This is a genomic window from Bacteroides oleiciplenus YIT 12058, assembly GCF_000315485.1.
GTDB lineage: Bacteria > Bacteroidota > Bacteroidia > Bacteroidales > Bacteroidaceae > Bacteroides > Bacteroides oleiciplenus.
Genome location: NZ_JH992941.1, coordinates 1,400,742 through 1,415,978 on the forward strand (window position 1 = coordinate 1,400,742; position 15,237 = coordinate 1,415,978).

The following is a 15,237-nucleotide window of genomic DNA, read 5'->3' on the forward strand; positions in this document are numbered from 1 at the left end:
GAGTACTAAAATTGGGTCTGTAATGCTATTTCACTTATTACAACTTAATGATTTTATTTCTTTATCTTGAATACGGGAGCTATATTATTGAGCTTTTTCTCCGGTAAAGTAATGGAAAGCCCCTCTGCTGTGCGGTTGAACCGTACCGTACCATATCCCAGCAACTCTACCTTCCTTATTTTTTGCGGAAATAGTTTGCTGTCGGCACCTAATGATTTGATGGTTACGTTTCCATTTTCCGGCCATGCCAAAACCGTAGCATATAAATCCTTCTTGGTTTGCGTGAAACGGATCTCCTGTGCCGTAGCTTTGCTATACGCTCCTTCGTTGAATCCCTGTGCATTGATTTTGATATCGGCTTCGGCTATCGGACCTTCACCGAATATTTCCCAAGGACGTGTATTGTAGATAGCTTCTTTATTAATATTCATCCACTCACCGAATTCATTCAATATCTTTTCTTCTTTTTCATCAAACGTACCGTCGGCTCGCAATGGAACGCTGAGAAGCAGATTACCATTCTTACTTACGATATCAATCAACAGTTTTGCAACGTCTGACGCTGATTTATACCAATTGTTCTCATAAATAGATGTATTGTAATGCCATCCGCCAATGCATGAGCAAGATTGCCAGGGCTGCTCCATAATTTCATTGGGTGCACCGCGTTCCACATCCCAAACAATGGCTTTGCGTTGGTTTTCATCCAATATCTTACTTAACATGACGGCTTCCAGTTTCCCTTTATGGGTTGCCATATTGTGGTTATAGAAGTGAGCCGCAATCTTCAATCCGGCATCACTGATTGGATAGAATGGAGCTACAGTTACATCAAAATAAATCAGATCGGGATTATAACGATTGATGGCATCTACTGTACGGTCATAAAAGTTTGTGCAGTATTCCTGGGTTGGCAAACATGCCCCGTTTCCCCAGGCCCATTGGCTGTGAATCATGCCGTCTGCCCAACTTCCCTTACTCATTGGATGATTTTGTGCATATAAGTCCTGAGGATCATATCCTTCCCACCACTTACCTTTGCCATCAGCTTTGGTTAAAGTGCCATCGTAAGGAACACCGGCTTTAGAACCGTGTCTGTCATAACGTTGGGAGGGTTCATACCAAGTCCAGGCATGGTCAGCATGGAAACTGATACCAAATGGAAGCTCGTATTTGCGTGCCGCTTTTTCCCATTCTGCCAAGATATCACGTTTCGGACCCATGTTCTTTGAATTCCATGGTTGATATTTACTATCCCAAAGGTCAAAATTATCATGATGGTTACCTAAAGCAAAAAAATACTGTGCTCCTATTTTCTTATAGAATGCCACCAGTTCATCCGGATTCCATTTTTCAGCTTTAAATAGAGGGATAATATCTTTGAAACCCACTTCAGAAGGATGGCCATAGTGTTCTACATGATGCTTATATTCTGATGTTCCTTCCATATACATGGAGCGCGCCATCCAGTCGCCTGAGCCTTCTACACACTGAGGACCCCAATGTGCCCATATTCCGAACTTTGCGTTCTTGAACCATTCGGGCACTTGGTAATTTTCCAAAGATTTCCATGTGGGCTGGAATTCACCTTTCATCATAGGTTCGTTTTTTTCCGATACCGGAACCTGATAGTTTTGAGCAGATAACGTTCCTATCGAAAGAGCTAAAGAAGCTAATAAAATTTTAGTTTTCATAGGTATTAATTTTGTTTCTATTGTACATTGCAAAGATATGTATTAATAAGTAGTTGTAATAGGATTAAAAAGTGTTTGTATTGGAAAATATCGATGATATTGTTGGAAAGTATTTGATATTATAGGATAAAAACGATTTTTATATTGAGAATATCGATAATCACTTTGAGTGATAAAGAAATTCACTTATCTTTATCAGGTTACTAAATACTATATACTATGGCTTCATTGGTTGATAAGTTACATCCTCTTGTACTGAATGTCGGTTTGGCAGTGCATAATGCGGACTGGAATTGGAAGAATGTAAATAGTCCGTTTACACGTTTGTATTATATAACAGAAGGGACGGCTCAGATAGAACTTTCCGGAGGAATACAAATTCTGAAACCAAACTATTTGTATTTTATTCCCGCTTTTACAGTTCATGGATATATATGCAACTCTAATTTCTGTCACTACTACCTGCACATTTATGAAGAACACCAATCAGATTCCAATTTATTGGATGAATGGGAATTCCCGGTAGAGATACCTGCCGGCGATCTGGACCTGGCTTTGTTTCAGCGCCTATGTGCAATAAACCCTCACATGAGTTTACCTAAATCGGACCCTGCAAGTTATGATAATAACTCAATGCTCATGCAGAATCTTCTGAAAAACAAGCAACGAGCATTGTGCGATAAGGTTGAATCACGTGGCATTGTGTATCAGTTACTGGCACATTTTCTGAAACGTGCTCAGGTTAAGGTGGAAACAAAAGATGACCGGATAGAGAAAGCTATTCTTTATATACGAAAACATATATACGAGACTATAGACTTGACAACGTTAGCCGAAAACTCGTGTTTGTCAAAAGACCATTTCATTCGTCTGTTCAAGAAAGAAACAGGTGTTACTCCCTCTAAGTATATCAGTCAGAAGAAAATAGAGAAAGCACAGCTCATTCTGGTGACTGATGAGATGTCGGTGAAGAATGTGGCTTTTGCCCTTTCTTTCGATGATTATTCTTACTTTAACCGGCTCTTTAAAAAGACGACCGGACTGACACCACAGGAATACCGTAACTCTTATCATTGATAATCGGAGATTTAGAACAGTTCTCTTGTCTGAACCATATCCGGTCCGTGTCTGGCCCGTACCTGGTCCGTATCAAGTCCATGCGTATAGATACGGAGATGACACGGACTTGGTACGGTTCAGGTAATGAGATGGGGAAAAACAGAACAATAATCTTATATATACGTTCTCTTGTATTTTTCAAAGAGTATTACCGTACTTTTGCATATACTCTTTGGGTGAAATACCAAACTGCTCCTTGAAAGAGTTAGAGAAATGTGCCAGATTGTTAAAGCCGACGGAATAGGCAATATCGGATATATTCATCCTCTTATCTTGCAGGAGTTTGGCGGCTTGCTGTATGCGAATGTTCCGGATAAAGTCGCGGGTGCTGAGGTTGGTTAACGCCTTTAATTTGCGATACAAGTGCACACGGCTCAGTCCCACACTTTTGGCCAGCATCTCCACATCCAGTGTAGGCTCTGCCAGATTATCGTTGATGACTTTCATTATTTTCTCCATCAGGATTTCGTCCGCAGGTTTTATATTCAGCATTTCCAGTTTCTCTTCCTGTTGCTGCATACCACTGAATTTGTTTTTTAAGAGTTTCCGGTTGGATATCAGATTGGAAACTGTTTTCCTCAGTATTTCAACATTAAATGGCTTTACCATGTATGCATCGGCTCCGGTGTCTATACCTTCTGCATAATCTTCCGGTTTTCCTTTGGCTGTGAGTAGGATTACCGGTATGTGGTTGATATTTACGTTCTGTTTGATTTTCTTGCATAAGGTTATGCCATCCATTTCCGGCATCATGATATCACTGATTACCAGATCGGGAGTAGTGGAGAGAATAGTACTGAGAGCCTCTTTTCCATTATTGCAGGTGATTATTTTGTAGAGGTCCTTTAATTGTTCCACCAGATAGTCCTGAATATCTTTCTCATCTTCTACCACCAATATGTGGAAATTGGTTTTGGATTTGGTTTGCACGTTATCAGCAGGCATTTCTTTTGCTTCAAATTCCAGTTTCTCGTTGACGGGCAAAGTATGGGGGATATTTTCAAAATTTGCAGGATCCTCAAGCTCATTTGGTTTCAGATGAGAGGCTCCCAACGGTATGCGTATAATGAAGCGGCTTCCTTTGCAGTCTTTACGGTTCTCGGCGCTGATTGTGCCATGATGGAGTTGTACCAGTGAATGAGTCAGGTGCAGACCTATTCCGGTTCCCATATTATTATAGGTCGAACCGTTGTTTATCTGATAGAAACGATCGAAGATACGCTCTATTTTATCTTCTTCCAGTCCGATGCCCGTATCCTCTATTGTTATTTCAAAGTAATTCTTCAGTGGGCCATCGGTGTTATCACTCCCCTGCGTAAGTGTGATGCTGATTTTTCCGTTCTCGGGAGTATACTTAAATGCATTCGACAGCAGGTTCATAAGAATCTTGTCGAAGTTATTTAAGTCTATCCATACCTTTAGTAGAGAGGCTTCATGAATAAAAGCCAGCCGAATATTTTTCTGCCGGGCTGCATATTCAAATGTCAGCGTCAGGTCGTCAATGAAGCCTACTATATCCGTTTCTCTGAATTTCATGAACATTTGCCCTTTGTCCACCTTACGCATATCCATCAGTTGGTTCACCAGCCGCAGGATGCGCTGGGAATTGCGGTAAATCATCAGGTAGGTTTTGTTAAGTTCCGATGTTTTATTCTCCGATAGCAGTTTTTCAATTGGATTGATGATTAGCGTCATCGGGGTACGTATCTCATGGGAGATGTTGATGAAGAACTGTAGCTTGGCTTCGTTGATTTCTTCCTGATGCTTACGCTCTGTCATCTCCTGCCGTTGGCGGATACGGCTACGGATATAAATGATGATAGCCGATATCAGTAACAGGCATAATATGGAATATATGAAGTATGCCCAACCGGACAGATACCAGGGAGGGGTAATGATGATGTCGACAGTACGTATTTCTGAGGTGTTGCCATGCTCGGTGGCGCATACTTGGAAAGTATATTTGCCGTGAGGAAGTTTGTTATAAGTTACGCGGTTATTGCCAGTTTCAGTACTTTGCCATTCTTCTCCTAACTCTTTTATTTTGTATTGGTACTTTATCTGTTGAGGATTGTCATACCTGAGAGTGGAAAACACGATACTGAACGTATTGTCCTGATGACTGAGGCGAAAAACATTCGCATCAATTACTGATGTTGTTATAATAGGTCTGTTGCCGGATAAAGTGTTTTTGTTGATAGGCTGGTTGAATACCTGGAAGTCGGTTATATAGACGTCATTCTTCCGGGGTTGTTCTATGATTTGCTCCGGAATGAAGTAGGTGATACCATCACTTCCGCCAAAGTAGATTCCTCCGTCTTTCTCATGGAAGAAAGCACCGTGAGTGAATTCATTTCCTTGCAGTCCGTCTCCCACGTAATAGTTGATAAAACGTTGGCTTTTCCTGTCGAACTTACTTATGCCGTTGTAAGTACTAACCCATATATTCTGGTTCTTATCTTCGCAGATTGCACAAATGATATTGTTGGGAAGGCCGTCTGACATAGTGTATCTTTGTACTTCCTGCGTCTTTTTTTCAATACGGTAAAGTCCGCTTGATGTACCTGCCCAGATGTTTCCTTTTTTATCTTCGAGAAGACTATAACCTACACTGCCCGGTACAATCTGCTCTGTTTTGCTAAAACTGTTTTGCGCCGGGTCATAGCAGGAAATTCCTTGATATCCACCTATCCATATCTGCCCATCGCGGTCGCAAAGCAGAACATTCACCCAGTTATTGCTGGGCTCGTTGACTCGCAGCCCGCTTTCCTCATTGCGGATAACATTGTATTGACGGAGAACTTTTGTATCTAAATTATAAGTATATAGTCCGTTCCCCAGTGTGGCTATGTACAAAGTACGGTGTTTGTCTTCGATGATATTCATTATCTTTTCATGCAGGAGTTGAGGGACATAGTTGCATTTACCCGTTCTCCTGTCAAACATAGCTAATCCTTTGGCATAAGCTCCCAGCCAGAGATTATGGTCTGAGTCCTGAAAGATACTCGTAATTGTATTTGAAACAGAACCGGGGAAATCTTCCGGGCGATAGTGCCTGATTAGTTTATGATTGGCATCCAGTTCAAAAAGGCCTTCATTATCCGCTCCTATCCATAAGTGATTGTCTGCATCCTTAAAGATGGACATGATACATCCGGAACCTATCGGATTGTTGTATAATAGCTTGTGGCCGATATACTCGAAGCGCTCCCTGTGTGCAGGCAAGAAAACAATACCTTTCTGAAATATACCCAACCACAGATTTTGGTCTCTATCTTGCAATATACTGTGTACTTTTCCGGTACTCAGGTCAAATGGGATGGCATTGATGGGGAAATTCTCAATCCGGTGGAGTTCCGGATTGTAGGTTTTTACCCCTTTTCCGTCTGTACCAATCAGAAGCTTACCATCTATGAAAGCCAACCTTTTTATTGGCAAGTCTTGTGTGTTTTCGTATGGAATACGTATGAACTTGTTTTTGTCTTTGTCATACAAGCATACACCTTTGGTTAGGGTACCGATGAATAAATTCCCTTTATCATCCCCCTCGATGGCTGATATGCTGTTTTCCGGAATATCGGGATAACTGAAACGCAGTATCTCTTCGGACTTAGGATGATAGCAAACAAGTCCTTCAGTCTCCGTACTAAACCAAAGGTTTCTCTCTACATCTTCAAAGATGGCATTCAAAGTTGTTAGTTGGAGCTTGTCGTTTATCTCGTTCATCGGTTCCATTACTTTGTCGGAGAGGTTCATGCGAAAGATAGTGTCACCGGCTGTTGTTCCCCACACTTCGCCGTTGTGCAGTTCTGTGAGGCTCGTTACGTGAACTGTCCCCATCATTCCTTTCATTTTTATGAGTTCAAAATCATCCGTTTCGGGATGATAGAGCATCAGTCCTCTCAGGCATCTTATCCATAAATTCTGGTAGCTGTCTTCGAATACAGCTCGCACATGACTGTTTACTAAAGAAGTTGAATCATTGTCGAGATGTTTGTAGTGAGTAAAATGTATACCATCGAACTTGTTCAGCCCGAACTCGGTGGATGCCCAGATGAAACCTCTCTGATCTTGATATAAATGATTGATAAGGCTACTGCTGAGTTGCCCGTTAGCAGAGTAATAAGTTCCTGTCTGTGATATGCTTTTGGAGGGAATAACCAGAAGTAGCATTATAAAGATGGTGTGCTTGAGTGTTTTCATATCCATAGTATTATGATTAGTAGAGAATGTACTGCAAACTTACACAAAATAATCGATTTACAAGCATACCCTGATGCCCTCTATCTCTGTTCTAAAGCTATTTCATGGCATGTATGTAACGTTGGTATAAGGTTTTGTAACCTGGAGAAAGGTAATGTACTTTTCATATCATATTTGTGTAACCCCATTAGAGCCTTTATTTTTCCATATAATCTACTTTTGTAAAGTCCGAAACGGAATAGGCATTATGCCTTATAATAAGTATGTGACTGTTTAACTTTTAATTTTAATAATATGAAGACATGAAAAAGAATCTATTTAATTATTCATTCAACTTAAATCAACAAATTGTATCACTCATTTAATTAATGATTTTATGAAAAGCACCAATCATTATTTTAAGTCCTTAGGGCTATTATTCTTATTGTGCCTGATACCATTGTGGGCATTTTCACAAAATGTCACGGTGAAAGGCATAGTAAAAGACGCACTCGGTGAATCGGTCATCGGTGCCAGTGTGGTCGAAAAAGGTACTACCAATGGTATTATTAGCGATATCGATGGTAACTTTACTCTCAATGTCCCCAAGAATGCAACATTAGTCATCTCTTTTGTGGGTTATCAGACTCAGGAAATACCATTGAACGGACAGACTTCTCTGACGGTTATATTAAAAGATGATACGAAGTTACTGGATGAAGTAGTCGTTATCGGTTATGGTACGCAACGCAAAGAGGCAGTCACCGGTTCGGTAGCTTCCATGCGGGGTGATGATCTCCGGGCGGTACAAACCGGTAACATCACGAATGCCTTGCAAAATCGTGTGGCTGGTGTGGAAATGACACAGACCTCCTCTAAGCCCGGTGCCGGGATGCAAATCCGTATCCGTGGTACGCGCTCGCTCAGTGCCAGCAACGACCCCTTGATAGTGCTCGATGGCATTCCTTTTGCGGGCTCCATCAATGATATTGATCCTAACAGCATCAAGAGCCTCGATATCCTGAAGGATGCTTCGGCAACTGCTATCTATGGTTCGCGTGGTGCGAACGGTGTTATCTTGATAACGACTGTTCGTGGAAATAAGGGACAGAAACCGCAAGTTACTTACAGTGGTTATTATGGTGTGAAGAATGCCATTGAATTCCCGATGATGAACGGACCCGAATTTGCCCAACTGCGTGCGGATGCAGCAAGAACTATTGCAGACTTGGGAAAAAGCACTGCTCCGGTTACAAACTCCAGCGACGAATCGGATGATGTAAATACAAACTGGCAGGATATGATGTATCGCACCGGTGTGATTACCAATCATGATGTCAGCGTAACGAAAGGTAGCGATGACGGCAATTATGCCTTTGGCGCAAGCTACTATCTTGACCAATCTCCCATTCCTACACAGCAATATAGCCGTATATCGCTACGCGCTTCCGTAGATCAAAATATCGGCAAATATGTTAAGGTGGGATTGTCGTCCAACAACAGTTACAGTTTATCAGAGGGTAGTCAGATAAATACCGGTGATGTACTTTCCAGTTCGCCGTTGGCCAATCCTTACAACGAAGACGGCAGTCTGAAAAGAGCGGTACAGAGCGGACCAACTGATATCTATAAAGTATGGACCAAAGACCTGCTGAAAGAAGCATCGGACAAATGGATGAGCGATAATAAATCTCTGGCTTCCTATAATAGCCTTTACGGAGAAATAAGCGCTCCCTGGGTACAAGGTTTGAAGTATCGCTTCAATCTCGGTCTGAATGTCCGCACAACTACGGGTGGTGGTTTTACAGGAATTGGCGTGACAAGCCCAAGCGACCCCAATGCACCATCATCTGCTTCTATTAGTAACTCACTGACTACCAACTGGGCGGTAGAAAACCTGGTGACTTATGATCGCACCTTTGCCGAAAAGCACAACATCAATGTTGTTGCGCTTTACTCTGCCGAGCAAACTCGCTATAACCGTTCGGGTGTTTCTGCGAGAGATTTTCCGGCAGACCACTTCCAATATTACGATCTGTCGAAAGCAGAAGGTGAAATAACTATAAGTCCAAATAACCAGGGCTATTCGGAGACTGGTTTGATGTCATGGATGGGACGTGTGATGTATTCGTATGATGACAAGTACATGGCAAGTGCCACGTTTCGTGCTGATGCTTCTTCTCGTCTGGCTCCGGGGCATAAATGGCATACGTATCCTGCCGTGTCCGTTGGCTGGAACATGCATAAAGAAGGTTTTATGGAGAGTCTGACATGGCTCGACCAACTGAAATTACGCGTAGGTTATGGTGAGACTTCCAATCAGGCAGTTGATCCTTACAAAACGCTCGGATTGCTGGGCACACGCCTTTATAACTTTGGCGATCTTTATCAAACCGGTTATGTACTGTCCGAGTTGCCCAATGCAAACCTGGGATGGGAATATACTACTACGTGGAACTATGGTGTCAACTTCTCGATGTTCAATAACCGACTGAGCGGTACAATCGAATACTATTCACAGCATACAAAAGACATCCTGTTAAAGGTGAACTTGCCCAGTACTTCCGGTGTAGGCTCTTATATGGCAAATATCGGTGAAACCCAAAACAGGGGATTCGAGATTTCACTGAATGGTGTAATATTGGATAATCTGAACGGATGGACTTGGGAAGCAGGTATTAACTTCTATCACAACAAGAACAAGTTGCTGAAACTGACTTCACAAGCAGACCGTGACGAGGGTAACTGGTGGTTTGTGGGAAAACCCATTAACGTGATTTATGATTATGAGAAGATTGGCATCTGGCAAGAGAGTGAAGAAGAAATACGTAAGATTCTGGAGCCGGAAGGAAATGCCGGTATGATTAAGGTGAAATATAACGGAAAGTATGATGAAAACGGAAAGCCCGTCAGACAAATCGGAACTGACGACCGTCAGGTCATCGAAGTGGACCCCAAGTTTCAGGGTGGTTTCAATACTCGTGTGGCTTACAAAGGCTTCGACCTGACTGTTGTAGGTGGTTTCCAATGTGGCGGAACGTTGATTTCAACACTTTACGGTGGAACCAGCTACCTCAATCTCCTGAGCGGACGCCATGGCAACGTGAAGGTAGATTACTGGACACCTGAAAATACAGGTGCCAAGTATCCGAGGCCGGGTGGAGTTACTGCAAACGACAATGCCAAATATGCCAATAGTATGGCTATGTTCTCCGGCTCTTATATGAAAATACGCACTATTACATTGGGTTATGATGTGCCTAAATCATTCCTGAACCAGTTTGGTGTGAAAGGCTTGCGCCTTTATGCCACTGTGCAGAACCCGTTTGTACTATTCTCACCCTATAACAACGAAACAGGACTTGATCCCGAACCCAATTCTCTTGCTACCGAGAATCAGGCAATCACTACACAATACGCTAATTCAGGGTTGGCAATTGTAGGTTACAATACTCCGGCAACGCGGAACTTCCTGTTCGGTCTTAATTTATCATTCTAACCCTTTTAAAAAGATTAAGATATGAAAAGTATATATATAAAGTTTATTCTGGGAATCATGATTCTCTCATCTTTCCTCACAGGATGTTCGGATATTCTGAACGAGAATCCACGTAACATTTACGAGCCCGGTTTCTTTGAAACCGAACAGGGCGTGGTGGGTGGACTAACAGGCCTCTACACCAGCTTACGCAGAGTTTACGGACAACCCTACTATTACAATGCTTGTGAAACAGGTACCGACGAATATACCTACGGTTCACAAGCCGATGCAAACTTTCAGAGTGCCGACCTGAGTATCCAGGGCAAAATACCCGATGCTGCCAACAGTCGTTTTGATGTGTTGTGGAATGTAGCTTACTCTGCCATAAACAATGCCAGCGCCATTATTGACAACGGCACGAAGGCAGGTATGCCCGAAGCTCTCACTGCCGAGGCCCGCTTTTTCCGTGCGTTCTATTATTTCCAGCTGGTGCAAGCTTTTGGCGGCGTACCTTTGGATTTGGGTGGTGGCGAACTGAAGGCCAACTCTACTCCGACGCGGGTTTCCATGCGTAATACTGTGCCCGAGGTTTATACCAAGGCTATTTTCCCGGACTTGCTTACAGCTATTTCAGCTTTACCTGAAACGTCACGACTGACGGGAACAGTAACCAAGAATACTGCTCGGCTCGTTCTCGCCAAGGCGTACCTCACTTATGGCTGGTGGTTGGAAAATCCGAATAATATAGATACTTATCCGGTCTGTGACCGCTCTGACCCGGATGGGAAAGACAAAGCATGGTACTTCCAGCAAGCCTACGATGTATCGCTTACGGCCATCAATGCGCCGGGCATTTACGGACTGCAACCGACGTACTATGATGTGCATGTGTTCACCAATGACCGTAATAAGGAAATCATGCTTTATGCTGACCATACGGAAGAGAATGCATCTTACAATGAGGGTAATGTAGTTGGATGGGACGGAGCGCCAAATGACGATACTTCTGCACAAAATCAGGCTATATGGATGGTGACATGGTATTTCCAGTCCGTACAAAGTAGCCGGACGGCAGATGCATGGAACGGAACAGGTACGTTCTTCCGCAGTGTCAGAGCCGGACAGTCGTTCAGCCGTATGTGGAGCCGCATGGCTCCCTCAATTGATGTGTTCGAAACGACCTTTGCCGATAAGACGATTGACTCCCGCTTTGACGGTACATTTGTTTCCGCATATCCTGCTACATATAATCTGGCTGGAAGCACTGCACCGACGGTAGTTTATAATGCCAATTACCTGCCGGTATATCCAGGCGAGGTGGCTGTTTCTTTCCTGCCGGAAGATCCGGGAAATATTGATTACAGTAACAACAATAATCAAATGGGACTTGGAACTTTGCCGGATAGAGCAGACTACGTGATGCCTTTAACTAAGATTTCACGCGCCGTCTTCCCGGGACTCTGGAAACTGGGTGTTGCCCGTAAAGGGACTGATTACAACGACGATAAGGCGTCAAGCACCCGTCCATTCAATATCTTAAAGTTCTCCGAGTTCTATTTCATCGCTGCCGAAGCGGTAGTGAAAGGTGCCAATGCACAAGCAGGTATGGGTGCAAGAGAATTGATAAACGTCATTCGTGCCCGCGCCGGGAAATGGAGCTTCTGTGTGGCTGAAAACGCTCCGAAGGTAGTGGATAATAGTGCTGCAATGACAGCGGCTACACCTGCCACTATAAATATCGACTACATTCTTGCTGAGCGCAGCCGGGAGTATTTTGGTGAAGGTTTCCGTTGGTATGATCTGGCACGCACCCAGAAGTGGGAAGAGTTTGCAAGCACTTACAAAATCAGTAGCAAAGGTGGTGATAATCCGGTGACAGTACCTCGCTTTATTGAGAAATATATGTATCTGCGCCCCATTCCTACAAGTCAACTCGACAGGCTGGAGGGTGATGTGGATTATAAAAAGAATTACCAGAATCCGGGATACAATTAATGTTAAGTAAATAATAAAGCCGCAGGCAAAAGACTTAATCTTGCTTGCGGCTTTTATCATTTGTAGTTGATTTATATTTAGCGTACCGAGAATTTATAGATGCATTGGCTCTGATATTTCTCTCCCGGCCGTAACACAGCCGACGGCCACTCCGGTTTGTTAGGAGTGTCGGGATAGTGTTGCGTTTCCAGGCAAACGGCTGTACGGAAATTGTAGACAATTCCCTTCTTGCCGGTCAATGTACCGTCCAGGAAGTTACCGCAATAAACCTGTATGCCGGGCTCATTGGTGTAAACATCCAGAACGATGCCTGTGGCGGGTGATTCAAGTGTGGCACATACTTTATTTATGTCTCCTTGAGTATTCAGCACCCAGTTATGGTCGATGCCGTTTCCATTCTTCAACTGTGCGAAGTCCTGATTGATGTTGGCACCGATGGCAGTAGGTTGTCTGAAATCCATAGGAGTACCTTCAACGGTTGCTATTTCGCCGGTCGTCATAAAAGTGCTGTCCACCGGAGTATAATGGTCGGCGTTCAGGGTCAACAGATAACTTGAATTATCCTTTGAAGGATTGCCATCCAGGTTGAAGTAAGAGTGGTTGGTCATATTGACAATGGTCGGTTTGTCCGTTTCCGCTTCATACTGTATGTCAATGGCGTTGTCATCCGTCAGTTTCATGGTGACGGTGCATTGAAAATTACCCGGGAAACCTTCTTCTCCATCTTTTGCCAAATAAGTCAGTTGCACTTCTTGATTGCTCTTCTGAACGGCATTGAAGATGCGGTACTGGAAACCTTTCGGACCACCGTGCAGGCAGTGTCCGTAATTGTTCTGCGGCAATTGATATTCCACTCCGTCCAATGTGAAACGCCCCTGGTTAATACGGTTGGCGTATCGCCCGATGCTTGCTCCGAAGTCAGACGGATACTTGATGTAATCTTGTATGGAATCAAAACCTAATACGACATCTTTCATAATACCGTCTTTATCAGGCACCATAACCGACACGATACGTCCGCCGAAATTGGTGATGCACACTTCCATATTGTTTTTGTTTGTCAGGACAAACAAATCGGTCTTTTCACCATTGACTTCTGTCTGAAAATTGCTTCTCTTTAATCCGGATGCGGTTAAGTCTTCTTTCATATTTGCGGTACATCCAACCATCAGGGCTGTGCATACCAAAAGAATCAGTTTATTCATATTGCTTTTAATTAGATTGTTTCTCATAACGGAAGAAATCAACATCCACATATCCGCCGGCAGTTTGGGTGGCATAATTGAATATGGCGAACTTATTACCCGTGAAGTGTGCCATGCTGAATATCATGTGGAACTTATCTCCCAATTGAGTCCAGTTACTATCGTCCAGACTATAAGAGAACACGGCATGGTCTGTAGTAAAGTCGCAGTCCATTTTCAGATATACGATATCCTGATTCAGTTCTTTGCGAGCTTTCTCTACATTACGGTCGGTCATCACTAAATACTTTTTACCATTCTCCTTAATGACGGAAATAGTTCCCGGCTCTGAGCAGAAGGCTGCCAGACCAGTATGGTCACCATCATTCATATATGTAAGGTCAAGAGAGATGACACCGCTGCACTTCGGACCTTCCGTGCGTTGCGTCAGTGTGTTGCGTGCTTCAAAGATGTCCTTCACTACCTTTCCGGTCTTCAGGCGGAGGTATCCCGGACGTTCGGTAAGTGTCCAGAGTGAATTATCCGGATTGTGGTTCCATTGCCAGGTCAGACCCAGTTTGGGAGACTTGTCAAAGTCATCGCTCACCACGAGTTCCGTCTTTTCATCATAACCTTGTACAGGTGTTTTCATTACCGGAGGCACTTTGCCGTTTTCATCGCCCAGTATCGGCCAACCATCCTCCCAACGGCAAGGCATCAATACCGGTACACGACCCACAGCCTCATGATCCTGAAACAACATAGCATACCATTCACCCTTCTCTGTGTCGATGAAGCAACCTTGTGCCACACCGTGGTTGGCATATCCAAGGTCGTCCGAGAGAATTGTTTTCATGTCGTAAGGTCCCGCCACTTTATCAGAGCGGAAGCAAAGCTGTGTGCGTATGCCACCTTCCGGCCACCAGATCAGGGTGAGATAATACTTACCGTCGAACTTATAAAAGTGCGTGCCTTCCAGCAAACCTTTCGGCTCACCGGGGATGACTTCTACCTGTAAGCCGTCGGGATTGATGCCGGACAGATCTTTGTTGAATTCAATAATGCGGATATGGCGTGCACCATAAGCCAGGTAGATTTTCCCGTCGTCATCGAACAGCATGGAGGCATCGTGCAGGTATTCGTCGATTACTAACTTCTGTTCCCACGTTCCTGCCGGGTCTTTTGCCGTATAGATATAGGACTTGTTGCCAGTGCCGAAGAATACATAGAAGAGCCCGTCGTGATAGCGTAAAGAAGCTGCCCACTGTCCGCGGCTATAGATGTTGCCGCCTTCCAGATCGTTGTAGGGGCTTTCTTTGATTTCATCGAACACGTAACTGATGATTTTCCAGTTCACCATGTCCTTGGAGTGCATGATGGGGGCACCGGGAGACATGTGTGCAGTGGTACTTATCATGTAGTAATCACTACCTACGCGTATCACGTCCACATCCGGCACATCCGAGTAGATGACAGGGTTTGTGAAGGTTGTTTCTTCTTTGGCTGCCTTCTTGCCGGCATTTGTGCAGCCGGCAAGGAGAAACAGAATAAGGCAACCTATCCATAAAAATGCTTTGTTCAT

The 15,237-nt window shown here is 43.7% G+C and carries 7 protein-coding genes; 3 read left to right on the forward strand and 4 right to left on the reverse strand.

What is annotated here, in order from left to right; all coding sequences use genetic code 11:
• Positions 1-53: 53 nt before the first annotated feature.
• The gene (locus tag HMPREF9447_RS12995; protein ID WP_009130204.1) at positions 54-1,694 is read right to left on the reverse strand and encodes an alpha-L-fucosidase; all 1,641 of its coding nucleotides are present in this window, start codon (positions 1,692-1,694) and stop codon (positions 54-56) included.
• Between the two features lie 219 nt (positions 1,695-1,913).
• Here HMPREF9447_RS12995 and HMPREF9447_RS13000 point away from each other — a divergent pair, with 219 nt between their 5' ends.
• On the forward strand, positions 1,914-2,771 hold the full coding sequence (locus HMPREF9447_RS13000; protein ID WP_009130205.1) for a helix-turn-helix domain-containing protein: 858 nt from the start codon (positions 1,914-1,916) through the stop codon (positions 2,769-2,771).
• Between the two features lie 180 nt (positions 2,772-2,951).
• Here the strand turns inward: HMPREF9447_RS13000 and HMPREF9447_RS13005 are convergent, their stop codons facing one another.
• Positions 2,952-7,022, reverse strand: a complete 4,071-nt coding sequence (locus HMPREF9447_RS13005; RefSeq protein WP_009130206.1) for a hybrid sensor histidine kinase/response regulator transcription factor — start codon at positions 7,020-7,022, stop codon at positions 2,952-2,954.
• Positions 7,023-7,392: 370 nt separating this feature from the next.
• Here HMPREF9447_RS13005 and HMPREF9447_RS13010 point away from each other — a divergent pair, with 370 nt between their 5' ends.
• Both HMPREF9447_RS13010 and HMPREF9447_RS13015 read left to right on the forward strand, forming a co-directional pair.
• Positions 7,393-10,494 carry a SusC/RagA family TonB-linked outer membrane protein gene (locus HMPREF9447_RS13010; protein WP_009130207.1) on the forward strand — a complete coding sequence of 1,034 codons (3,102 nt, stop codon included), beginning with the start codon at positions 7,393-7,395 and terminating at the stop codon, positions 10,492-10,494.
• A gap of 21 nt (positions 10,495-10,515) precedes the next feature.
• Positions 10,516-12,471 carry a RagB/SusD family nutrient uptake outer membrane protein gene (locus HMPREF9447_RS13015; protein ID WP_009130208.1) on the forward strand — a complete coding sequence of 652 codons (1,956 nt, stop codon included), beginning with the start codon at positions 10,516-10,518 and terminating at the stop codon, positions 12,469-12,471.
• A 77-nt stretch (positions 12,472-12,548) separates the two neighbouring features.
• Here HMPREF9447_RS13015 and HMPREF9447_RS13020 read toward each other — a convergent pair whose 3' ends face one another.
• The gene (locus tag HMPREF9447_RS13020; RefSeq protein WP_009130209.1) at positions 12,549-13,676 is read right to left on the reverse strand and encodes an aldose epimerase family protein; all 1,128 of its coding nucleotides are present in this window, start codon (positions 13,674-13,676) and stop codon (positions 12,549-12,551) included.
• Positions 13,677-13,683: 7 nt separating this feature from the next.
• Complete coding sequence (locus HMPREF9447_RS13025; RefSeq protein WP_009130210.1) at positions 13,684-15,237, reverse strand: glycoside hydrolase family 43 protein; 1,554 nt, start codon at positions 15,235-15,237, stop codon at positions 13,684-13,686.

Excerpts from the sequence above, each read along its gene's own strand:
- HMPREF9447_RS13020 (WP_009130209.1), bottom strand. The coding sequence starts at position 13,676 with ATGAATAAACTGATTCTTTTGGTATGCACAGCCCTGATGGTTGGATGT.
- HMPREF9447_RS13015 (WP_009130208.1), top strand. The coding sequence starts at position 10,516 with ATGAAAAGTATATATATAAAGTTTATTCTGGGAATCATGATTCTCTCA.
- HMPREF9447_RS13025 (WP_009130210.1), bottom strand. The coding sequence starts at position 15,237 with ATGAACAAAGCATTTTTATGGATAGGTTGCCTTATTCTGTTTCTCCTT.
- HMPREF9447_RS13005 (WP_009130206.1), bottom strand. The coding sequence starts at position 7,022 with ATGGATATGAAAACACTCAAGCACACCATCTTTATAATGCTACTTCTG.
- HMPREF9447_RS13010 (WP_009130207.1), top strand. The coding sequence starts at position 7,393 with ATGAAAAGCACCAATCATTATTTTAAGTCCTTAGGGCTATTATTCTTA.
- HMPREF9447_RS13000 (WP_009130205.1), top strand. The coding sequence starts at position 1,914 with ATGGCTTCATTGGTTGATAAGTTACATCCTCTTGTACTGAATGTCGGT.
- HMPREF9447_RS12995 (WP_009130204.1), bottom strand. The coding sequence starts at position 1,694 with ATGAAAACTAAAATTTTATTAGCTTCTTTAGCTCTTTCGATAGGAACG.